Genomic DNA, 21,505 nt, shown 5'->3' on the forward strand with positions numbered 1-21,505 from the left:
GTCGGCGGCTGCGGTACCCCACCGCAGTCGTCGGTCAAACCGCATCCGGTACGGACGCGACCCGCACCTGGTACGAGAAGTCCTCGGCTGGTTCCTCGAGGTAGGACAGCCGGCGGATCTGCTTGTCGTCGTCGTAGAGCGCGACGTCGACCAGGACGCCCAGGTGCGCCAGACCGATGCTGGCGACCCGCTTCTTGTCCTGTAGCACCGCGCAGACCCCGCCGAGCAGGGTGCTGGCGTCGGAGGTACGGCGTCCGGGTGGACAGCGCAGGGTCAGGTCCACCTCGATCGGGCCGGACAGCGGCGTCCAGCCGGTCTGCTGTGCTGCCGCGCAGGCGGCCTGTAGCAGTGCGCGTACCCTCGTCGCCTGCCGATGTCCGGCGGCGAAGATGGACAATGCCTCGGTCTTGACCGGTGGCAGGCCGCTCACCTCGAACGTCAGGGCGAGAGCGCGGGTGTCCTGCACCACGACGGCACCTCCTCGTTGCGGACGATCCTGCCCAACCGGTGAACCGGTGAGGGGCTGTTCCCGCGAGAACCAACCGATCGGGCGGATCGGGGTCAGCCGGTGGCGTATCGACGGCGACGGCGTACGCGCTCACGGCGATGGCTCCGTGCAACGCTAGTCCACCCGAGAGTCACCGGGTAGCACCCGGTCGGCCACCCGCCGGGTACGAAGGCACCGAATCCGCGAGTCGGCTGAGCCGTCGCGTCGACGTGCCGGGCAGGGTCAGCGGCGGCCGCGCTTGATCTCGTGGAAGGCGGGCATCCGGATCAGCTGGAGGAGGTTGTCCCAGAGGGCCAGCGCGTCGTCGGTGCCGGGCGCCTCGGTCAGGATCGGGCCGTGCAGGCCCCGGTCGGCGCCGGGGACCATCAGTACGGGGGAGCCGATGTCGGGGCCGGCCGAGCCGTACGCCAGGGCGTGCGAGGCGTGGACCGCCTCGTCCCAGCGTTCGTCGTCGAGGGCGGCGGCCAGGCCGTCGAGCCCGGCCGCCGCGACGGCGGCTTCGACCAGCTTGCCGCTCGGCGGGTTGCCGGCGTCGTGGGTGCGGGCGCCCAACTCGGCGTAGAAGCGGGCGGCGTCGGCGTGGCGGCCTTCGGCGCGCAGCGCCTCGACCAGGCGCAGCGCCCGGCCGGCGGCGGTCATCGCCTCGGCGTACTCCGGCGGGACGTCGCCGCCGTTGAGGATGGCCAGGCTGAACGCCCGCCACTCGATGCGCAGGTCACGGGCGTCGGCGACGGCCACCAGCCAGCGTGACGTACGCCAGGTCCACGGGCAGAGCGGGTCGAAGAAGAAGGTGGCGTCCACCACCCGAGGGTAGCGCCGCCGGTCGGGTCGGGCCGGGGTGTGAGCTGAGCCACAAGGCGCGATGTTTTGGTCGCCGCTTCCGGTCAGGTTTCGTGACTCCGCAGCTCGGGCAGTGTTCCAGCCACGAACCGCCAGGGCAGGTGAACCAGCAGGCCAGATGCTCTGGTCGGTTCGCCGTGCGCCGGGCACGGAGCCCGTACCCCCGGCCGTGCAGATCCGAGGGAGGGGTCATGAGCGAGCGGATCATCAGGCCCGGCGCGGTGGCGTCGGACGACGCTGCCGAGCGTGGCGGGGCGCCGGCATGAGTAGACGCCGACCCCGGGTACGCGTGGCGGCGACGGCCGCGGCGCTGACGTTGGTGGCGCCGCTGGCCGCCTGCGCAGCCGGCGACGACACCGGAGCGCCCGTGATCAACCTGTACTACCCGCCCGAGCAGAACCTGCAGCAGGTGGTCGACCGGTGCAACACCGAGGCCGACGGGCGCTACCGGATCGTGAACCGGGTGCTGCCGCGGGAGGCCGACGAGCAGCGGGTGCAGCTGGTGCGGCGGCTCGCCGCCGAGGACGACGGCATGGACGTGCTCGGTCTCGACGTGACCTGGACCCAGGAGTTCGCCAGCGCGAACTGGATCCTGGAGTGGACCGGGTCCGACCGTGCCGAGGTGGAGGATGGCACCCTCGCGGGGCCGCTGGACACCGCCCGGTACGAGGACAAGCTCTACGGTGCGCCGAAGAACACCAACGTCCAACTGCTGTGGTACCGCAAGGACCTGGTGCCGGAGCCACCGGCCACCTGGGACGAGATGATCTCGACCGCGCAGCGGCTCAAGGAGCAGGACCGGCCGCACCAGGTGTTGACCATGGGCGCGCAGTACGAGGGCCTGGTGGTGCTCTTCAACACCCTGGTCGCCAGCGCCGGTGGCAACCTGCTCAACGCCGAGGGCACCGAGTCCGTGGTGGACGAGGGTGCCGTACGGGCGCTGGAGGTGCTGCGGAACTTCGCCACCTCCGGGGTGGCCTCGCCGTCGTTCAGCAACGCCACCGAGGACCCGGTGCGGCTGGAGTTCCAGTCCGGGTCGGGTGCCTTCCAGGTGAACTGGCCGTTCGTCTATCCGGCCATGCAGGAGGCCAACCCGGAGCTGGCCGAGCAGGTGGCCTGGGCCCGGGTGCCGGGCGTCGAGGCGGGCACCCCGAGCCGGGTGACCATCGGCGGGATCAACCTGGCGGTCAGCCGCTACTCGAAGCACCCGGCCGAGTCGTTCGACGCGGCCAAGTGCATCCGCAACGCGGAGAACCAGAAGTTCTCGGCGATCAACGACGGGGTGCCGCCGACCATCGAGCGCATCTACGACGATCCGGAGATGAACGAGGCGTACCCGATGAAGGAAACCATCCTCGAACAGCTGCGGGAGCCGGCGGTCCGGCCGTTGACCCCCGCGTACCAGAGCATCTCGACGGTGACCTCGGCGATCCTGTCGCCGCCAGCGGCGATCGACCCGCGGGAGACCGCCGACCGGCTGCGCGAGGCGATCGCCGACGCGCTGGAGTCCCGGGGAGTCCTGCCGTGAGCGGCAACGCGACCCCGGCCGGCGCGGACGTGGCCGCCGACGAGGCCGACCTCCGCACCGGCGGCCGGCAAGCCGCGGTACCCGCACAGCGGGCCAACCGGCGCGGCAGGGCGCCACTGAGCGAGAACAAGCGGGCCGAGCGCCGGCTGGGTCTGCTGCTGTGCGCCCCGGCGGCGCTGGTCATGCTCGCGGTGACCGGCTACCCGATCCTGTACTCGGTGTGGCTGTCCTTGCAGCGTTACGACCTGCGTTTCCCCGCCGAGCGGGAGTTCGTCGGCCTACAGAACTACGTAACCGTGCTGACCAACGAGTTCTGGTGGACGGCGTTCGGGGTGACCATGCTGATCACGGTGGTCACCGTCGCGGTGGAGCTGGTGCTCGGCATGGGCCTGGCGCTGATCATGCACCGGACGCTGGTCGGCCGGGGCATCGTGCGGACCGCGGCGCTGATCCCGTACGGCATCGTCACGGTCGTCGCCGCGTTCTCCTGGCGGTACGCGTGGACGCCGGGCACCGGCTACCTGGCCAACCTCTTCTCCGACGGGGCGCCACTGACCGAGCGGGCCAGCTCGCTGGCGATCATCATGCTGGCGGAGATCTGGAAGACCACGCCGTTCATGGCGCTGCTGCTGATGGCGGGGCTGGCGTTGGTGCCGGAGGACCTGCTCAAGGCGGCCTCCACCGACGGGGCCACCGCCTGGCAGCGGTTCACCAAGGTGATGCTGCCGGTGATGAAGCCGGCGATCCTGGTGGCGTTGCTGTTCCGCACCCTGGACGCGTTCCGGGTCTTCGACAACATCTACGTGCTCACCGCCGGGGCGAACGACACGTCGTCGGTGTCGATGATCGCGTACAACAACCTGATCCGGGGGCTGAACCTCGGCATCGGCTCGACGATGTCGGTGCTGATCTTCATCACCGTGGCGATCATCGCGTTCGTCTTCGTGAAGCTGTTCGGTACCGCTGCTCCGGGCAGCGACGACGGGGAGAGGCGTTGACATGGCCGACACCACCACCCGAGCCAAGCTCCGCTGGGGACTGCTGGACGTCTTCGTGGTCGCCTTCGCCCTGTTCCCGGTGCTGTGGATCATGTCGCTGTCGTTCAAGACGCCGGCCACGCTGACCGACGGGAAGTTCATCCCCCGGGAGTGGACGCTGGAGAACTACCGGACGATCTTCGCCACCGACCAGTTCGTCCGGGCGCTGGTCAACTCCATCGGCATCGCGATGATCGCCACCACGATCGCCGTGGTGCTCGGCGCGATGGCCGCGTACGCGATCTCCCGGCTGGACTTCCCCGGCAAGCGGCTGCTGATCGGGGTCTCCCTGCTGATCGCGATGTTCCCGCAGGTGTCGCTGGTGTCGCCGCTGTTCGAGATCGAGCGGCAGCTGGGCCTGTTCGACACCTGGCCGGGCCTGATCCTGCCGTACATCACCTTCGCGCTGCCGTTGGCGATCTACACGCTGTCGGCGTTCTTCAAGCAGATCCCGTGGGACCTGGAGAAGGCGGCCAAGATGGACGGCGCCACCCAGGCGCAGGCGTTCCGGCGGGTGATCGCCCCGCTGGCCGCACCGGGCCTGTTCACCACGGCCATCCTGGTCTTCATCTTCTGCTGGAACGACTTCCTGTTCGCCATCTCGCTGACCTCCACCGAGCGGTCCCGCACGGTGCCGGTGGCGCTGTCGTTCTTCACCGGTGCCTCGCAGTTCGAGGATCCGACCGGGGCGATCTGCGCCGCCGCCGTGGTGATCACCGTACCGATCATCCTGTTCGTCCTCTTCTTCCAGCGTCGCATCGTCTCCGGCCTGACCTCCGGCGCCGTCAAGGGATAGGTGAGAAACTCGTGGCTGACATCGTGCTCGACAAGGTGAGCAAGAAGTTCCCGGACGGCACCACGGCGGTGCGGGACGTCGACCTGGAGATCGCCGACGGCGAGTTCGTGATCCTGGTCGGCCCGTCCGGCTGCGGCAAGTCCACCACCCTCAACATGATCGCCGGGCTGGAGGACATCAGCTCCGGTGAGCTGCGCATCGACGGGCAACGGGTCAACGACAAGGCGCCCCGGGACCGGGACATCGCGATGGTCTTCCAGTCCTACGCGCTGTACCCGAACATGACGGTGCGGGAGAACATGGCCTTCCCGCTGCGACTGGCCAAGCTGGATCGCGCCACCATCGACCAGAAGGTGGCGGAGGCGGCGAAGGTCCTGGAGCTGACCCCGCTGCTGGACCGCAAGCCGGCCAACCTCTCCGGCGGGCAGCGGCAGCGGGTGGCGATGGGCCGGGCGATCGTCCGCCAACCCAAGGCGTTCCTGATGGACGAGCCGCTGTCCAACCTCGACGCCAAGCTGCGGGTGCAGATGCGTACCGTGGTGTCCCGGTTGCAGAAACAGCTCGGCACCACCACTGTCTACGTCACCCACGACCAGACCGAGGCGATGACCCTAGGCGACCGCGTGGTGATCATGAGAGGCGGTGCGGTGCAGCAGGTCGGCCCGCCGCAGGAACTGTACGACCACCCGAACAACCTCTTCGTGGCCGGCTTCATCGGCTCGCCGTCGATGAACTTCCTGCCCGCCACCGTCGAGCAGGGCACGCTGCGTACCGCCCTGGGCGACGTGCCGATCGGTGACCGGATCCGCCGCGAGCTGGAGGGCGCCGACGCGCCCCGGGAGCTGATCCTCGGCATCCGCCCCGAGCACTTCGAGGACGCCGAACTGGTCGACGAGGAGACCCGCCGCCGGGGCGCGGAGTTCTCCGCGCCGGTGGACATCGTCGAGTCGATGGGCTCGGACAAGTACGTCTACCTGACCGTCGAGGGCGGCCGGGCCTCCGCCGCCGAACTGGAGGAACTGGCCGCCGACGCCGGTGCCGCCGACTTCGCCGGTGCCGGCTCGAACCTGGTCACCCGGCTGTCGGCGGAGTCCACGGTGACCGAGGGGGAGCACCGGCGGGTCTGGTTCAACCTGGAGAAGATCCACCTCTTCGACCCGTCGAACGGCCGGAACCTCACCCTGCACGAGGCCCACCCGGCGGGCGCCCCGGCTGCCTGACGCCGGGCCGGCTTGTGGGTCGGCGGATCGCCGGGCGGCGTCGTGGTCGGTGGGTCGCCGGGCGGCGTCGTGGTCGGTGGGTCGCCGGGCGGCGTCGTGGGCCGGCGGCGGCAACTGCGTCGAGGTGGCCTGACGCAAACCCGCCGCTCCATGGCGAGGCGGGTTCGGGGCTGGTTCACGAGAACCCCGGTCGAGATCTTGGACAGTTTCCGTTCTTGACTAACGGAAACTGTCCAAGATCTCGTGTCGGACCACGGGCGGTCGGCCCTGCGAGTGCGTTGACGGGGAAGCGGTGCCGCCTGGTCGCCCCGCTGAGCGAGGCTGCTTTGGGCTTGACCTTGACGCAGCGTCAACCCTGCATGCTGGCGCCATGTCCGAGGAATCTCAACTCACCGAGCGGGCCAGCGGGCCCGCGATCCAGGTGCGGCGCCTGGTGCAGTCGTACCAGGAACTGCACGTACTGCGCGGCGTCGACTTCGATGTGGCGCGGGGGAGCGTCTTCGCCCTGCTCGGCTCCAACGGGGCCGGTAAGACGACCATCGTCAGGATCCTGTCCACGCTGCTCCGGCCAGGGGCGGGGACGGCCATCGTGACTGGGTTCGACGTCGCCACGCAGGCGGCGGAGGTGCGGGAGTCCATCGGCCCGACGGGACAGTTCGCGGCCGTCGACGACATCCTCAGCGGGCGCGAGAACCTGGTGCTGGTCGCCCGGCTGCGGCAGGTGAGGAATCCGGGCCGGATCGCGGGCGAGTTGTTGGCCCGCTTCGCACTTACCGACGCGCCAGGCGGAGGGTGTCGACGTACTCCGGGGGCATGCGCCGCCGCCTCGACATCGCGATGAGCCTCATCGGGAATCCTCCGGTGATCTTCCTCGACGAACCGACGACCGGGCTCGATCCGCAGGCGCGACCTGAGGTGTGGCAGGCCGTCCGGGACCTTGCCCGGCGGGGCACGACGGTGCTGTTCACCACGCAGTACCTCGACGAGGCCGAACAGTTCGCCGACCGGTTCGGTCGGACAGTTACGTGAACTACCTGCTGCCCGGCATTCTGCTGATCACCGTCGCCTCGGGCATCTCCTACACCGCGTACCGGCTCTTCCTGGACATGAAGGGCGGCATCTTCGAGCGGTTCCAGTCCATGCCGATCGCGCCGAGCGCGGTTGGACCGGGTGGACCCGGATAGCGAGCGCGAGCCCTGCACCGTCACGCCGCCCGCCCCGCAGCCACGTCCGACCACATACCGGGTACGTCCCCGGCCGCTCACCCGGAGCCGAGCCGAGTCACGGTGTCTTGTGCGCGATCGCGAGCCGGGTCCGGTACTGCTTGGTGATCTCTCCGTTGTAGACGTCGTCGATCAGGTGAGTGATGCACGCGAACAGACCGGTGCGTACCTGCGGTGCCATGGCGCGATGGTTGGAGTAGGTCATGAGCAGGTTCAGGTACTCGTGGGTCGGGTAGGTCTGTTGCCACTCGTAGCGCCGGAATTCGACTGGCCCGAATCGTGCCGATCGGTCGAACTCTGCTGTCTCCTCGGCGGTCTCGTCATCGGTCGTCAGGCGCATGCCGGGCGGTGTGGTGGGGTCGAAGCGTTCGTAGCATCGTTGCGCGTCGGCGAAGAAGGCGTTCGTCCCGCCAGCGATGTGGTGGGTCGACACGATGCCGAGGGCCCCGCCGGGACGCAGCAGGTCAGCTGCCTTGATCATGCGTACGTCGGGGTCGAGCCAGTGGAACGCGGTAGCGGAGAGAATCGCGTCGAAGGTTCCGTCCGAAGGCTGCCAGTCCTCGAACGCCGCCGCCACGACTGTGACGTTCGGGAACTGTGCGAGATTGCGTCGAGCGACGGCGGCCATGGCGGGGCTGAGGTCCATCGCGACGACATGGCATCCCCGCTGGGCCAGGGGCAGGGTCGCCTGGCCGGTGCCGCATCCGATCTCCAGCACCCGAGCGTGTGGACCGAGACCGGCGAGCGTGGAGAGGTCGGTGAACAGCTGCGGTGGATAGGTGGGACGGCACCGGTCGTAGAGTTCGGCGTCCTGACCGAACGTGGTGCGTAGCGCCTCCCGGTTGGTGTCGGTCATGGTGGCTGGTCTTCCCTTCACGTCGCGCAGGCTGGACTGATCGAGCGGCCCGGCCGGGAGCGGACGCACCCGCGCCGTCCAGATGTGCACCAGCAGAGTTACTTGTCCTGCTGTCTGCGCACCATCTCGTTGATCCAGATGGGCGCGAACGGCGACGTGCAGCCCGGGGGAGTCGGGTAGTCCTTGAGGACCTCCAGGCGTTCACCGATGTCGATCGCCCGGTTGCGGTGCTCGGCGTGCTCGATGCCGATCTGAGCCAGGCAGTGGTTCATCGCCCATTGCAGCCGATCCGGGGCGTTCTTCATCTGCGCCTCGACGACCTCCAGCAGCCCCGCGAGGTCGAGCCCTTCCGGCTTCTTGGCCACCCGCTCGGTGGTCAACGCCCAGCCGGCACTCGCGACCACCGGGTCCGGATCGGCGGACCAGGCCCGGCGTAGCTCCTCGGCGTGCGGGCTCTTCTTCACCACGTAGTTGACGAGCCAGTCGTGCACCTTGGGGGTGCGCGCCTCGCGCACCATCACGTCCAACTCGTCGCGCCCGAACGCCTTCGGTCGGCAGACGAGGAGCGCCAGCAGTCTCGCCGCGCTGTCGTCGGTCTGCCAGAGTTGGCGCGCGAGCTCCTGCTGTGTCTTCAACCGCTTCGCGAGCGCCCGCAGTTTGCCGAGGTTGACGCCGTGGTCGTCACCGTGCCGGCGGTTCACCTCGTGCGTCCTTGGGTCCTCAAGCGCGGCCAACTCGGCCATCACCTCGGCCACCGTCGTATCCGTCACCGCTGTCTCCTGACCTCACACCTGCAAGCTGGCCACGCCCGGTCTTCCCTTGCCCTGATCCGCGGCGGTCGTGGCGGTCGACATGCCGATGTCGGACTGTATCGACTGCCACCGACACCAAGCGCACCCCGGAAGGAGTGTCGCGCCGAGTGGCGGGGGTGATGCGATGATTCGGCGGTGTCTTACGCGGTTTCCGCCCCCGGTGACTTCCCTGGCGTACGGCGTGCCTACGACACCGTGGCAGCGGACTACGCCGCCTACTTCCCGGACACCCGGGCGGAGGCGTCACTCGATCTCGCCATGGTCGACGCGTTCGCCGAGGCGATTCCGCCCGGCGAGGACGCGCGGGTGCTCGACGCCGGGTGCGGCACCGGCCGGATGAGCCGGTACCTGGCCGACCGGGGCTGCCGGGTGCAGGGGGTCGACCTGTCGCCGGGCATGGTCGCCATGGCCCGCCGGGACAACCCGGATCTGGCGTTCGCCGTGGGCTCGTTGACGGAGCTGCCGTATCCGAACGACCGGTTCGCTGGCGTACTGCTGTGGTACTCGATCATCCACACGCCGCCTGCCGGCCAGTCGCGCATCTTCGCGGAGGCCGCCCGGGTGCTCCGTCCGGGTGGGCACCTGCTCGTCGGGTTCCAGTCCGGCGAAGGGATTCGCGACGTGGCCCCGGCGTACCGCCGGTTCGGCCACGAGATCCAGCTTGACCGCCACCTCTACCTCGCCGACCAGGTCGCGGCCGAGTTGGCGGCGGTCGGGCTACGCGAGGTGGGCCGGATGGTACGACGGGCCCGGGACACGGAACGGGACGACCACGCGGCGGTGCTGGCCGAAGCCCGGTGAGTTGACGCGGGCCGACCTCGACGTGCCGCATTCCGGCGGAGTCACTACGGCACCATCCAGCTCAGCACCGGCGTCGCCTGCAAGCCGACCAGCAACGCCATCGCGCAGATCAACACCACGCTCCAGCCGAACATGCGGCGGAACAGGTCGCCCTCCCGGCCGCTGAGCCCCACCGCGCTCGCCGCGATCGTCAGGTTCTGCAACGAGATCATCTTTCCGACCACGCCGCCGGAGGCGTTGGCCGCGGCGAGCAGCACCGGGTCCAGGCCGGCGCGCTGCGCGGCGGTGACCTGGAGCGCGCCGAACAGCGAGTTGGACGAGGTGTCCGAGCCGGTGAGCGCCACACCCAGCCAGCCGAGGATCGGCGAGAGCAGCGCGAACAGGCCACCCGCCCCGGCCATCCAGGTGCCCAGCGTCGCGGTCTGTCCGCTGCCGTTCATCACGAACGCCAGCGCCAGCAGTCCACACACGGTGAGGATCGCCCAACGCAGCGAGGACAACGTCTGCCCGTACGCGACCAGCGCGGCGCGCGGAGTGACCCGCAGGATCGCCATCGTCACCAGGCCGGCGAGGACCAGCAGCGTGCCGGTGGAGGAGAGCCAGTTGAACCGGAAGACCGGCAGCGTCGACGGCCCGCCCGACGCGGTCAGCAGGTGCAGTCCCGGCCAGTTGAAGGTGACGGTGACCGCGTTGAGCGCGTCCGCGACCACCGGCACCTGCGACAGGCCGAAGATCGCCACGATCACCAGGTACGGCGCGTACGCCCGCCACACCTCGACGGCGGTGTCCGGCGGGTGCGCCGCCGGGTCCGGGCGACCGGCGACGGACACCGCGCGGTCCGCAGTCCCGCCCGCCCCGCCGGATCCGCTCGCCCCGGCCAGCGTGGCCGGTCCACCGGTTCCGCTCGGTCCGTCGAGTCCAAGCGGTCCGTCGGGCCGGGTCGGCGGAGCGGACGCGCCGAGTTCGGCGCCGTCGACCACCGGTTCGTCGTCGCGCCGGGGCGGCCACACCCGCGCGGTCACGGTCACCACCACGGCGCTGACCAGCCCGGCGACGATGTCGGCCAGGGCCATCGCGAAGTAGTTCGAGGTGAGGAACTGGGCCAGCGCGAACGACAGGCCGCAGGCGAGGGCCACGTGCCAGGTCCGGCGCAGCCCCCGTCGCCCGCCGACCATGCCGACCAGCAGTAGCGGAATGAACAGCGCGATCACCGGTACCTGACGCCCGGCCATCGCGCCCAGCTCGTCCGTCGGCAGGTCGGTCACCCGGGCCAGCGTGGTGATCGGCAGGCCGAGCGGCCCGAACGCGGCCGGTACGGTGTTGGCCACCAGTGCCACGGTGGCCGCCTTCATCGGACGGAAGCCCAGCGCCAGCAGCATTACCGTGGTGATCGCGACCGGGGTGCCCTGCCCGGCCAGCCCCTCCAGCAGGGAACCGAAGCAGAACGCGATCACCAGCGCCTGTACCTGCTGGTCGTCGCTGACCCGGGCGAACGAGCGCCGGAGCACGTCGAAGTGTCCACTCGTCACGGTCATCCGGTAGATCCAGATGGCGGTGCCGAACGTCCAGACGAGCGGGAACAGCGCGAACGTCGCGCCCTGGCTCGCGGTGAGCAGCGCCTGCCCGGTGGGCATCGAGTACGCCACGACGGAGACCAGCAGCGCGACGGCGAGCGCGCCGAGCGCGGCCAACCACGCCCGGACCCGCAGCACGCCGAGCAGCAGGAACAGCGTGACGATCGGCAGCCCGGCGACGAGGGCGCTCCACGCCAGCGAGTCGGCGAGCGGGTCCAGGGTCGGGCGGTACACGCGCACCTCCGGGGAGCAACACGTCGGCCGGCCGATCGCCGTTCGAGAGTGCGCCCAGTGTGCCCGGCCGGATCCGCCGCAGCTTCTTCGAGATTGCGCAGTGTCCGCACGACGAGGGGCCCCGAAGCGGCGACGGTGGTGCGATGATGCGGCCGTGAGCTTCCCGCCCGGTGGATCCCCCGCCTCGACGACTGACGGTTACGCGGGCGTACGGCGCGCCTACGACACCGTGGCCGAGGACTACGCCGCCTACCTCCCGGACACCCGGGGGGAGGCGCCCCTCGACCTCGCGATGATCGACGCGTTCGCCGACGCGGTACCGGCCGGCGGTGCCGCGCGGGTGCTCGACGCGGGGTGCGGCACCGGCCGGATGAGCCGTTACCTCGCCGACCGGGGCTGCCGGGTCCAGGGCGTCGACCTGTCGCCCGGCATGATCACCATGGCCCGGCGGGCCAACCCGGACCTCGCCTTCGCGGTGGGATCGCTGACCGACCTGCCCTACCCGGACCACCGGTTCGACGGGGTGCTGCTCTGGTACTCGATCATCCACACCCCGCCCGCCGGCCAGCCGCGGATCTTCGCCGAGGCCGCCCGGGTGCTCCGCCCCGGCGGACATCTGCTCGTCGGCTTCCAGTCCGGCGAGGGGATCCGCGACGTGTCCGGGGCGTACCGCCGGTTCGGTCACGAGATCCAGTTGGAGCGGCACTGCTACCGCGCCGACCAGGTCGCCGCCCAACTCGCGGCGGTCGGGCTGCGCGAGGTGCGCCGGATGGTCCGCCCCGCCCGGGACTCCGAACGCGACGAGCACGCTAGTCTGCTGGCCGAGGCCCGCTGAGCCGACCCGAGCCACCGACATCGGCGGCTACCTGCTGGCCGGCACCCAGTCGGTGAACCGGCGGTGACGGCCACCCGCTTCCGCAGGCCCGGCAACGCCAGGTGGGCGGCACGCCACGCGTCGGCGTTCACCCGGCCGCCCGGACGGCCCCGGCGCGGGGCGGGGCGCGGGGCGACGTGCGGGGTACGGAACTGGAGGTACGTGCACCGGCCGCAGCCTTGCCGGCATCACGTACAACTGGCGCTTCTGCGTCGCGTCGCCGTGCCGGTCGAGCTCGTAGCAGTCGATCCAGGCCCAGGCCGGGTACGTCTGCCGCTCGGTCAGCTCGCGGATCACCCGGACCAGGATCGGGCTGTGGAGCTGACCGGCGCTCGGTGGCGCAAGAGCAGCAAGAGCAGCAAGAGCGGCAACAACGGCGGTGACTGCGTCGAGGTCGCCGACAATCCTTCCGGCGTCGTCCTGGTCCGTGACTCCAAGGACCGCGACGGTGCGACGCTCTGCTTCCCGCCGGTAGCGTGGCGGCGCTTCGTGAGCCTGGCCAAGGCCGGCGACCCGCTCGCCTGACCAGCCAGCCGGTTATCGAGCGGGGCGGCGAACTCGGTGCGGTCCGCCCGGTGGCTCAGCCGGCACTCAACGAGTTCACCGCCGGTGACGCCGCACCCATGAACCGCTGTCGCGCGCCGGGTGGTCAGGCGCCGGGTTCCGGTGGACCGGCCTGCTGCGCCCACGCTTCCAGTAGCTCGGCCTCCCGGCCGGCGCTCAGTCCGGCTCGCCGGTCCCGGTGCAGGCCCGCCGCGCGTTCCCAGGTGAGGGTGTCGCGCAACAGGTCGACGCGCGGCCGGTGGCGCAGCCCGGCGGCGGCGGCCGCCGCCCCGCTGCGCGCCGACCAGCCCAGCCAGCCGGGCTCGACCAGCCACATCGGCAGCGACTCCGGACCCATGTACTGGGCTACGTCCCGGGCCACCAGCCAGTCCGGGTCGACGTCGACGACCGGACCGGTGTGCCCGCCCACCTCACGGGACCGGGCGACCCACTCGCCGAACGGCACCACCGGTCCGACCGCGTCGAACGTGCCGACCGTCCCGGACTCTGCGCGGTCCAGCAGCCAACCGGCCAGGTCGCGGACGTCGACGACCTGGGTGGGCAGGTCGGGGGTGCGTGGTACCAGCATCGGCGTCGCGGGGTCGCGGGCGGCGCGGGCGACCCAGTAGCCGGAGCGACCACTGTGGTCGCCGGGGCCGCCGATCAGGCCGGCGCGGGCCACCAGCAGCCGGTCGCCCACCCGCGCCGCGCAGAGCTGCTCGCAGGCCACCTTCGCCGCACCGTACTCCTCGTGGTCGACCACGTCGGACACCGTCGCCGGCAGGGTGGCCGCCGACTCGTCGGCGCCGGGTGTGTCGTGGCCGGCGTAGGCGCTGACCGAGGAGACGTAGCTCCAGTGTCGCGCCCGGTCGCCCAGGGCCCGCAGCGCCTCGCGGACGAAGCCGGGCTGCCAAGACACCTCGACGACGGCGTCCCAGCGCTGGTCACGCAGCGCCTCGTACGCGCCGGGATCCGTGCGGTCGGCGCGGACCAGGACCGCGCCGGGTGGCACCGCGCCGCTCTCGCCACGGGCCAGGCAGGTGACCGCGTGCCCCCGCTCGACGGCCTGCCGGGCCACCTCCCGACCGAGCCACGCCGTCCCGCCCAGCACCAGCATCTTCATGTCCGCCAGCCAAGCAGCGGACCACCGTACCGGCCAAGGATCTTCGCCCTGGGCAGAATGCCCACCAGCGCACCAGCCCGCGTCGACCAGCCGGACCGGGTGGCGGTCGTAGGCTGGGCGGTATGTTCCGCGACGAGGATCTTGCTCTGCTCGCCCGACCGTTGTACGCCTTCCTCACCGTGGCGCCCCGCGCCGGTCGTTGGCCCGCGCCGCGCCCGGTGTGGTTCGAGGTGACCGACGCCGGTGACCTGGCGATGTTCTCGGAGCCGGGGGCGCCGAAGCTCGACCGCCTTCGGGAGCGGCCCCGTGCCTCCGTCGTCGTCGCGGCACCACCCGGCGAGCCCGAACACTGGGTGGCGACCGAAGGCGAGGTCACCCTCCACGATCAGGGCGGTGCCGAACTCGCGGCCCGACTCGCCGACCGCTACGGCGTCTCGCACGACCCGAAGTACCAGGCCCTGATCGAGCAGTGGCGCGACAGCACAGTCGTCCGCATCCTCCTCCACCCCGACAAGCTCAACCGCTTCACCGCCTGACACCCAAGCGGATCTTGGTGGGAGGTCGCCCTGGGGGCACTTCTTGCCATGATCCGAACGGACCTTACGGAGCACGAGCATGACCGAACCGCAGGGATGGGTGGGGCCGACGTACGTACGGCTCGCCGAGCTTCTCGCCGCCGCGCCCGCCGAGGCGTGGGACGCGCCGTCGTTGTGCGACAGGTGGCTCGTCCGTCATGTGGTCGCACACGTGACGATGCCGGCCCGGCTGACCGCCGAGCAGTTCGGTGCGGAGCTGGCGGCGGCCGGCGGCGACTTCACCGCCCTCTCCGACGCGGTGGCCGCGCGGGACGGGTCGCTGCCGGCCGAGGTGCTGCTCGACCAGCTCCGTGCACCGCTCCTGCACGCCTGGCGGCCGCCGGGTGGTGGCGCCGCCGGTGCGTTGAGTCACGCGGTCGTCCACTCCCTGGACGTGACCGTCGCGCTCGGGCGGCCCCCGACCGCACCGCCGGAGGCGGTGACCGCCCTGCTCGACCAGCTCACCGCCGCCGAGGGCGCCGTCTTCGGGGTGAACCCGACCGGACTACGGTTGGCCGCCACCGACGACGGCTGGGGCTGGGGGAACGGTCGGCTGGTCCGGGCCGACCGGGGTGCGCTGGTGGCACTGCTGGCCGGTCGCGTGCTGCCCGACGGCCGAACCCTGCCCCGACGCTGACCCGGCGCCCCGCCCTCGATGTGGCCGCCGTGGCGGTGCGGGTCAGTCCGCCCAGGTGAAGCGCGGTGGCAGGGCGAGGAAGTCGGCGTACCGGCCGAGCGCCTGCTCGACCCGCGCCCGGCGGGACTGGTCGAGGTCGACCAGGGGCCGCACGGCCAGCGTGACCCGCGTCTTGGCCAGGGTGCGTTTCCAGGTGCCGACGACCCGGCCACCGACCACCACGGTGGCCTGGAAGACGCCGTTGCCGCCGGGGATGACGGCCTGCTTGTGCGCGGGGTCCAGCATCAGCGTGCGGTCCTTGAAGCCGAGCAGGTACTCGTCGAAGCCGGGCAGCACCAGCACGTCGTCCACCGGCACCCGGGGCGCGTCCAACAGCGGCGGATGCAGTACCGCCTCGACGCCGTCGACCGCGACGGTGGGCCGCCCCCTGATCGCGCTACGCCAGCGTCGTTGGTGGCGGAGCGCGATCCCCCGTTCAGGTTCGCCGGTGCCGACCGAATCGCCGGCACCGGTCCCTCTCAGGATGTCGCCTGCCGCCGCCGTCGAGAACTGTGACCGGGGCAACTTGCGGATAACTTGAGCAAGTCAGCCCTGGCGGGGCTGCGGCACCCGGACCGCGGCCATGCCGGCGGCGGTGGCCGCCTCGATGCCCAGGTCGGCGTCCTCGAAGACCAGGCAGGAGCGCGGCGGTACGCCGAGCAGTTCGGCGGCGCGCAGGAACGGCTCCGGGTCCGGTTTCGGGCGGGTGTAGTCGCCGGCACAGACCAACACGTCGAAGCGGTCGAGGATGCCCAGCGCGTCGAGGGAGGCGGTGACCGCCTCGCGGGTGCTGCCGGAGACCACCGCGAACGGGATCCGCCCGTGCGCGTCGTCGATGTGGTGCAACACCCCGGGGATGCCGGCGGCCGTGGGCAGCAACTGCTGGAACAGCGCCTCGCGGCGGGCGACCACGGTCTCCAGCGGCATGTTCAGCCGCTGCTGGTCGTTGAGGGCGGCGACGATGTCGGCGGTCGGCCGCCCGGCCCAGGCGTAGAACAACTCCTCGGGGAACTCACAGCCCCACTCGTCGAGGGCCTGCCGCCAGGCCGTGTAGTGCTGGGGCATCGAGTCGACGATGGTGCCGTCGCAGTCGAACAGGTACGCCTGGAAGTCGCCGGATGGCAGGGGGAGCATCACGCGGCCCAGGCTATCCGGCCTCGCCGGGCCGCCCGGATCAGAGCCGCTGGTACATCACGAGCAGGTCGCCGTAGCCCGCGTCCGGGTGCCGGAATCCCTCGGGGATCCGGCCGACCACCTCGAACCCGAGCGAGCGCCACAGCGACACCGCGTGGGTGTTGCTGGCCACCACGGCGTTGAACTGCATCGCCCGGTAACCGTCGGCGCGGGCCAGGTCGAGCACGTACCGGCCGAGGGCCCGGCCGATGCCGCGCCCGGCCGCCGCCGGGGCCACCATGAAGCTGGCGTTGGCGACGTGGGCGCCGGGGCCGAGCTGGTTGGGGGTGAGCTTCGCCGAACCGAGCACGGTGCCGTCGGGGCCGACCGCGACCACGGTACGGCCGGGCGCCGGCACCAGCCACATGTCCCGGGCGCGCTGCTCGTCGACGTCGCGCGGCCAGGTGTACGTCTCACCGGCCGCGACGATCTCGCGCAGGAAGGGCCAGATCCCCGGCCAGTCCCCGGCCGTCGCGATCCTGATCTCCATGCCGCGAGCATGCCACCCGGCCAGCGTCGCGGACCAGTGGGTTACCCGCCCGCCGTACGGCTCGGCGCAGACCGGCCGCCATCGTGGGGCGGCTGGCGTTCGCGCAGGACGAGTCGCCGCGGCGGTGACCGTCGACCGCTGTACGGAACAGGGTCGTCCGGCGACCGGAGACGCCGCCGATGTTTGTCGCCGCAAACATCGGGTAGTCGCCGAGGCTTACGACGAACAAGGGAGGGACATCCGAATGGCGGCACAGGTCAAGGTGGCGGTGATCTACTACAGCGCGACCGGCATCACGTACCAGATGGCCCAGGCGGCGTGCGAGGCCGCGGGCGACGCGGGGGCGGAGGTACGCCTGCGCAAGGTGCGGGAGCTGGCGCCGGACGAGGCGATCCGCGCCAACTCCGGCTGGGCGGCGCACCGGCTGGAGACCCAGGACGTCGACGAGGCCCAGCCCGACGACCTGAGCTGGGCCGACGTGGTGCTGTTCGGCTCGCCGACCCGGTACGGTCTGGTCGCCGCCCAGCTCAAGCAGTTCATCGACACCACCGGGCCGCTGTGGGCGCAGGGGGCGCTGGCGAACAAGGTCTACTCGGCGTTCACCTCCACCGCGACCCAGCACGGTGGGCAGGAGTCGACGCTGTTGTCGCTGTTCCACGTCTTCTACCACTGGGGTGGGATCGTGGTCACCCCCGGCTACACCGACCCCAGCCAGTTCGTCGCCGGCAACCCGTACGGCGCGTCGCACACCAGCAACAACGGGGAGACGGCCCCGGACCACGTCGCGCTGTCCGCGACGGCGCTGACCGCCAAGCGGGCGGTGCGGATCGGCGCGGCGGTCAAGCAGGGCCTGGCCGGCTGAGACCGGACGGACCAGTGGCCCGGGCGGGGGCTCTCGAACCCGCCCGGGCCACCGGCTGTCCACAGCGCTACCCGGGATCGGCCCGGCTATGCCTGCCCGGCGGGGGAGAGTTCGCCGGCCGGTGCCGGCAGCAGCTCCCGGAGCAGGTCGACCAGCACGGCCAGGCCGTCCGGACTGAGCACGGACTCGGGGTGGAACTGCACCCCGGCGAAGCCCCGTCCGCGCAGCGCGTGCACCGCCCCATCGGTCTCGTCGCGGGCCAGCTCGACCGGACCGTACGGGCCGTCCTGCCGGTCGGCGGTGGCGCGGGCGGTGAAGGTGGCGTAGAAGCCGAGTCGTCGGGGCGTACCGAACAGCCCGACGGTGCGTTGCAGCCCCTGGTAGGGCGCGGCCCGGCGGTCCACCCGCAGGCCGAGCAGCCCGGCCAGGAGTTGGTGGCCGAGGCAGACCGCGAGCGTCGGGCGGCCGCCGTCCAGCAACGCGCGCAGCAGGGCCCGCAGGGTCCGCATCTTCGGGGTGTCGCCGTTCGGATCGCCGGGGCCGGGCCCGACCACCACCAGGTCGTACCCGACGACCGGCGCCTCGGCGTGCCACGGCACGACGGTCACCGCCAGCCCCAACGCGCCCAACTGGTGCGCCAGCATCGCGGTGAAGGTGTCCTCACCGTCGACGATCAGGGCCCGGCGGCCGGTCAGCGTCGGCACGGCCAGCGCGCCCGGGAGCCGCTGGTCCAACCAGAACCGGGCCAGCGGCGCGTTGCGGGCGGCCAACGCCGCGCGGACCTGCGGGTCGTCGGCCAGCCGCCGTACCGGTCCGGCGTCGGCGGCCGGTGCCTGCGGTCCCAGGCCGAGGGCGGCCAGTATCCCGGCGGCCTTGGCGTGGGTCTCGGCGACCTCGGCCGCCGGGGTGGAGTGCCGGACCAGGGTGGCGCCGACCGGCACCCGCAGCGTGCCGTCCGGGGAGATCTCGGCGGTCCGGATGAGGATCGGCGCGTCGAGGGTCTGCCGCCCGTCCTCGTCGTGACCGAGCAGGGCCAGCACCCCCGCGTAGTAGCGGCGGCCGGTGCGCTCGTATCGGGCGATCACCCGGCAGGCGTTCTCCATCGGGCTGCCGGTCACCGTCGGCGCGAACATCGTCTCCCGCAGCACGTCCCGCACGTCCATGGTGCCCCGCCCGGCGAGCAGGTACTCGGTGTGCGCCAGGTGCGACATCTCCTTCAGGTACGGCCCGACCACCTGCCCGCCCTGCTCGGCGACCCTGGCCATCATCTTCAGTTCCTCGTCGAGGACCATGTACAGCTCCTCGACCTCCTTGGCGTCGGCGAGGAAACGCAGCAACGCCGCCCGGTCCGCCGGTGCCCCGCCGTGCCGGAAGGTGCCGCTGATCGGGTTCATCATCACCAGGCCGTCGTCCACGCTGACATGCCGCTCGGGACTGGCACCGACCAGCGTGCGGGCGCCGGTGTGCACCACGAACGTCCAGTACGCGCCGCGTTCGCGCAGCAGCAGGCAGCGCAGCGCGGCCAGCGCGGCGGTCAGCGGCGCACCCTGGACCCGGGCGTGCAGGGTGCGGTGGATGACGAAGTTGGCGCCCTCGCCCCGGCCGATCTCCTCGCCGAGCACCCGGGCCACGATGCCGGCGTACTCGTCGTCGGAGCGGTCGAAGGCCGCGTCACTGGTGCGTACCGGTTCGTCGGGCAGGACGTCGAGGACGTCGGCCAACGGCAGCCGGGCCCGGCGGTCCACGCGTAGGCACTCCAGCGGTACGCCGTCGTCGACACAGGCGAAACCCCGCTCCGCGACCTGCCGGAACGGCACCAGGGCGAGCGTCGCCGGGCCCGCCGGACCGGCGGGTAGCGGGAGGTCGGCGAGCCGGTCGACCGTGCGCACCGGGCCGGTGAACAGGTCGAGGTGGGTGGCGCCGTCGCGGCGGACCAGGGCGAACGGGCCCGGGTCGACGCCTGCCGCGAGAGCGGCGAGCAGGTCGGTCAGGTCGGTCGGCGGGTTCATCGGTCTCCTCGGGCCGGGTGCCGCCGTCGGGGGCGGCCCACGGGGCCGGGAGCTGACCGGCGGCCGCCTCGTCGGGCGGCCGCGTGCGGGAAGCTACGCGCGGGGGTGGGCCGCCGGGTCGGCGGGCCACCAGCAGGACAGTCGCGCGGGCATGCGCCCACCCTACGCGCCGCGGGTACGGCGGGGAAGCCGATCGGCGTACCCGGCGCGCGGAGGCGTTGGGCGTCCTCGACTCATTGGGTACGTTGACCGCGATGAACATTCTCGCGCTGGACCTGGGCACCTCCTCCGTGCGTGGGCTCGTGCTGGACGACGACATCCAGCCGCTGCCCGGGGCGTTGGCCCGCCGCCGGGTGGAGCTGACCGTCGCCGACGACGGCACCGGCACCCTCGACGCCAGCCGCTACCTGGCCTGCCTCGTCGAATGCCTGGACGAGCTGAGCCAGGCGGGCTGGCTGCGCGAGGTGGAACTGGTGGCGATCAGCGCGCAGTGGCACTCGGTGGTGCCGCTGGGCGGTGACGGCCAGCCGCTCGGGCCCGTGCTGACCTGGCTGGACACCAGGGCCGAACTGCCACCGGGGCAGCCCGGACCGACTGACCCGGACGCCTTCCACCAGCGCACCGGTACCTGGTGGCACCGCTGCTACTGGTCGGCGCGGCTGCCCTGGCTGCGGGCACACACCGGTGGCGCGGTGGCCCGCTTCACCGGCCTGGTCGAGTACGTGCTGGAGCAGTTGCTCACCGCGGCGCCGATGTCGATGTCGCAGGCCTCCGGCACCGGCCTGCTGGACCTGTGCACGTTGGACTGGGACGCCGAGGCCTGCGCGCTGGCCGGGGTCGGCGGCGGGGAACTGCCGGAACTGGCCCCGCCGGGCTGGCACGGCCGGCTCCGCGCCGAGTACGCCCGACGGTGGCCCGCGCTCGCCGACGCCCGGTGGAGCACCCCGATCGGTGACGGTGCCGCCTCCAACGTCGGTTCCGGCTGTGTCGACCAGACCCGGGCGGCGGTGACCGTCGGCACCTCCTCGGCGGTACGGCTGCTGCAACGGATGCCCGCCGGTGCCCCACTGCCGCCGCTGCCCCAGCGACTGTGGCGCTACCGCGTCGACCACGAGCACGTGGTCACCGGGGCGGCGTACTCCTCCGGTGGGAACCTGTACGCGTGGGCCGAGCGGGAGCTGCGGTTGCCCACCGGCGCGGCCCTGGAGGCGGCGCTGCGGCGGCTGCCGCCCGACGGCGGACGGCCGGCGAACATCGGCTTCGGCGGCGACCGGCCCCCCGGCAACCAGCGTGCCGGCTCCGGCGAACTGCGCGGGTTGGGCTTCGGCACCACCGCGGTGGAGCTGCTGGCCGGGCTGATGCGCGGGGTCTGTGACCAGGTCGTCGACGACCTGACGGCGCTGGAGTCGACCGTCGGGGCGCCGGTGGAGGTGGTCCTCGGTGGCGGCGCGATGGCGGCCTCGACGTGGTGGCGGCAGGCGTTCGCCGTGGCGCTGGCCCCCCGGCGGGTACGGTTCGGCCGGCATCCGGAGATCGGCGCCACCGGCGCGGCCCTGGTGGCCTGCGGCCGCATCGCCGACGCCGTCGCGTTGGCCGACATCGGCCAGACGGATGATCAATCCTCGCCCACCACGACATAGGGTGGCGCCCGGTGGGTGCCCTCGGCGAGCCGCCACCGAAGGGCAGGACGTTGACACTGCCCCGGGGCCTGGTTGGATGGACGGCGCTTCCCCGGGTCGCGGCGGACGCGT

The 21,505-nt window shown here is 71.9% G+C and carries 21 protein-coding genes and 2 pseudogenes; 13 read left to right on the forward strand and 10 right to left on the reverse strand.

Translation table 11 applies throughout. The features are described 5' to 3' along the window. Window positions 1–34 precede the first annotated feature (34 nt). Together D2L64_RS06460 and D2L64_RS06465 are read right to left on the reverse strand one after the other, a co-directional pair. Window positions 35–466: a RusA family crossover junction endodeoxyribonuclease gene (locus D2L64_RS06460; protein ID WP_119573902.1), complete on the reverse strand. Its 432-nt coding sequence runs from the start codon at window positions 464–466 to the stop codon at window positions 35–37. Between the two features lie 264 nt (window positions 467–730). After that, on the reverse strand, window positions 731–1,309 hold the full coding sequence (locus D2L64_RS06465; RefSeq protein ID WP_119573903.1) for a DsbA family protein: 579 nt from the start codon (window positions 1,307–1,309) through the stop codon (window positions 731–733). A gap of 301 nt (window positions 1,310–1,610) precedes the next feature. On the opposite strand from D2L64_RS06465, the gene D2L64_RS06470 reads away from it, so the two are divergent. The 6 genes and pseudogenes from D2L64_RS06470 to D2L64_RS06495 all read left to right on the forward strand — a co-directional run. Further along, complete coding sequence (locus D2L64_RS06470; RefSeq protein WP_119573785.1) at window positions 1,611–2,876, forward strand: ABC transporter substrate-binding protein; 1,266 nt, start codon at window positions 1,611–1,613, stop codon at window positions 2,874–2,876. Then, entirely contained in the window at window positions 2,873–3,874 is a 1,002-nt protein-coding gene (locus tag D2L64_RS06475) for a carbohydrate ABC transporter permease (RefSeq protein WP_119573786.1), read from the forward strand. The genes D2L64_RS06470 and D2L64_RS06475 overlap by 4 nt, the downstream gene beginning before the upstream one ends. Window position 3,875: 1 nt before the next feature. Continuing rightward, window positions 3,876–4,709, forward strand: a complete 834-nt coding sequence (locus tag D2L64_RS06480; RefSeq protein ID WP_119573787.1) for a carbohydrate ABC transporter permease — start codon at window positions 3,876–3,878, stop codon at window positions 4,707–4,709. Between the two features lie 11 nt (window positions 4,710–4,720). Further along, a complete protein-coding gene (locus D2L64_RS06485; protein ID WP_119573788.1) occupies window positions 4,721–5,929 on the forward strand; it encodes an ABC transporter ATP-binding protein in 1,209 nt (402 codons plus the stop codon). A 370-nt stretch (window positions 5,930–6,299) separates the two neighbouring features. Then, window positions 6,300–6,937, forward strand: a pseudogene (locus D2L64_RS06490) (ABC transporter ATP-binding protein); the annotation flags it as partial. Between the two features lie 5 nt (window positions 6,938–6,942). After that, a pseudogene (locus D2L64_RS06495) lies at window positions 6,943–7,092 on the forward strand (ABC transporter permease); the annotation flags it as partial. Window positions 7,093–7,210: 118 nt separating this feature from the next. Here the strand turns inward: D2L64_RS06495 and D2L64_RS06500 are convergent. Beyond that, the gene (locus D2L64_RS06500) at window positions 7,211–8,029 is read right to left on the reverse strand and encodes a class I SAM-dependent methyltransferase (RefSeq protein ID WP_233558802.1); all 819 of its coding nucleotides are present in this window, start codon (window positions 8,027–8,029) and stop codon (window positions 7,211–7,213) included. Window positions 8,030–8,106: 77 nt separating this feature from the next. Next, window positions 8,107–8,751 (reverse strand): DNA alkylation repair protein, encoded by a 645-nt coding sequence (locus D2L64_RS06505; RefSeq protein ID WP_119573904.1) that lies wholly within the window; start codon window positions 8,749–8,751, stop codon window positions 8,107–8,109. Between the two features lie 204 nt (window positions 8,752–8,955). Between D2L64_RS06505 and D2L64_RS06510 the strand changes: the two genes are divergently transcribed. Then, window positions 8,956–9,621, forward strand: a complete 666-nt coding sequence (locus D2L64_RS06510; RefSeq protein ID WP_233558804.1) for a class I SAM-dependent DNA methyltransferase — start codon at window positions 8,956–8,958, stop codon at window positions 9,619–9,621. A gap of 44 nt (window positions 9,622–9,665) precedes the next feature. Here D2L64_RS06510 and D2L64_RS06515 read toward each other — a convergent pair whose 3' ends face one another. Next, window positions 9,666–11,429 carry an L-lactate permease gene (locus D2L64_RS06515; protein ID WP_119573790.1) on the reverse strand — a complete coding sequence of 588 codons (1,764 nt, stop codon included), beginning with the start codon at window positions 11,427–11,429 and terminating at the stop codon, window positions 9,666–9,668. Window positions 11,430–11,583: 154 nt separating this feature from the next. On the opposite strand from D2L64_RS06515, the gene D2L64_RS06520 reads away from it, so the two are divergent. After that, entirely contained in the window at window positions 11,584–12,264 is a 681-nt protein-coding gene (locus tag D2L64_RS06520) for a class I SAM-dependent DNA methyltransferase (protein ID WP_233558805.1), read from the forward strand. 354 nt (window positions 12,265–12,618) lie between these two features. Next, entirely contained in the window at window positions 12,619–12,828 is a 210-nt protein-coding gene (locus tag D2L64_RS06530; RefSeq protein ID WP_119573792.1) for a DUF397 domain-containing protein, read from the forward strand. Between the two features lie 124 nt (window positions 12,829–12,952). Here the strand turns inward: D2L64_RS06530 and D2L64_RS06535 are convergent, their stop codons facing one another. Then, window positions 12,953–13,969 (reverse strand): NAD-dependent epimerase/dehydratase family protein, encoded by a 1,017-nt coding sequence (locus tag D2L64_RS06535; RefSeq protein WP_119573793.1) that lies wholly within the window; start codon window positions 13,967–13,969, stop codon window positions 12,953–12,955. A 122-nt stretch (window positions 13,970–14,091) separates the two neighbouring features. Between D2L64_RS06535 and D2L64_RS06540 the strand changes: the two genes are divergently transcribed. Both D2L64_RS06540 and D2L64_RS06545 read left to right on the forward strand, forming a co-directional pair. Further along, window positions 14,092–14,505 (forward strand): pyridoxamine 5'-phosphate oxidase family protein, encoded by a 414-nt coding sequence (locus D2L64_RS06540; protein ID WP_119573794.1) that lies wholly within the window; start codon window positions 14,092–14,094, stop codon window positions 14,503–14,505. Between the two features lie 79 nt (window positions 14,506–14,584). Next, window positions 14,585–15,181: a maleylpyruvate isomerase family mycothiol-dependent enzyme gene (locus D2L64_RS06545; RefSeq protein ID WP_119573795.1), complete on the forward strand. Its 597-nt coding sequence runs from the start codon at window positions 14,585–14,587 to the stop codon at window positions 15,179–15,181. A gap of 42 nt (window positions 15,182–15,223) precedes the next feature. Here the strand turns inward: D2L64_RS06545 and D2L64_RS06550 are convergent, their stop codons facing one another. From D2L64_RS06550 to D2L64_RS06560, 3 genes are read right to left on the reverse strand one after another with little or no spacing between them, the layout of a single operon-like run. After that, window positions 15,224–15,745, reverse strand: a complete 522-nt coding sequence (locus D2L64_RS06550; protein ID WP_233558806.1) for a DNA glycosylase AlkZ-like family protein — start codon at window positions 15,743–15,745, stop codon at window positions 15,224–15,226. Between the two features lie 21 nt (window positions 15,746–15,766). Beyond that, window positions 15,767–16,354 (reverse strand): HAD family hydrolase, encoded by a 588-nt coding sequence (locus D2L64_RS06555; RefSeq protein ID WP_407663059.1) that lies wholly within the window; start codon window positions 16,352–16,354, stop codon window positions 15,767–15,769. Between the two features lie 40 nt (window positions 16,355–16,394). Continuing rightward, entirely contained in the window at window positions 16,395–16,883 is a 489-nt protein-coding gene (locus D2L64_RS06560) for a GNAT family N-acetyltransferase (protein WP_119573797.1), read from the reverse strand. A 244-nt stretch (window positions 16,884–17,127) separates the two neighbouring features. On the opposite strand from D2L64_RS06560, the gene wrbA reads away from it, so the two are divergent. Beyond that, window positions 17,128–17,745, forward strand: coding sequence for an NAD(P)H:quinone oxidoreductase (gene wrbA, locus D2L64_RS06565; protein WP_119573798.1), 618 nt, complete (start codon window positions 17,128–17,130; stop codon window positions 17,743–17,745). Window positions 17,746–17,831: 86 nt separating this feature from the next. On the opposite strand, the gene D2L64_RS06570 is transcribed toward wrbA, so the two are convergent. Beyond that, window positions 17,832–19,754, reverse strand: coding sequence for a chorismate-binding protein (locus tag D2L64_RS06570; protein WP_119573799.1), 1,923 nt, complete (start codon window positions 19,752–19,754; stop codon window positions 17,832–17,834). A 254-nt stretch (window positions 19,755–20,008) separates the two neighbouring features. On the opposite strand from D2L64_RS06570, the gene D2L64_RS06575 reads away from it, so the two are divergent. Next, entirely contained in the window at window positions 20,009–21,394 is a 1,386-nt protein-coding gene (locus D2L64_RS06575) for an FGGY family carbohydrate kinase (RefSeq protein WP_119573800.1), read from the forward strand. Window positions 21,395–21,505: the final 111 nt, after the last annotated feature.

Source organism: Micromonospora radicis, from assembly GCF_003583405.1.
In the GTDB taxonomy this organism is placed as follows: domain Bacteria; phylum Actinomycetota; class Actinomycetes; order Mycobacteriales; family Micromonosporaceae; genus Micromonospora; species Micromonospora radicis.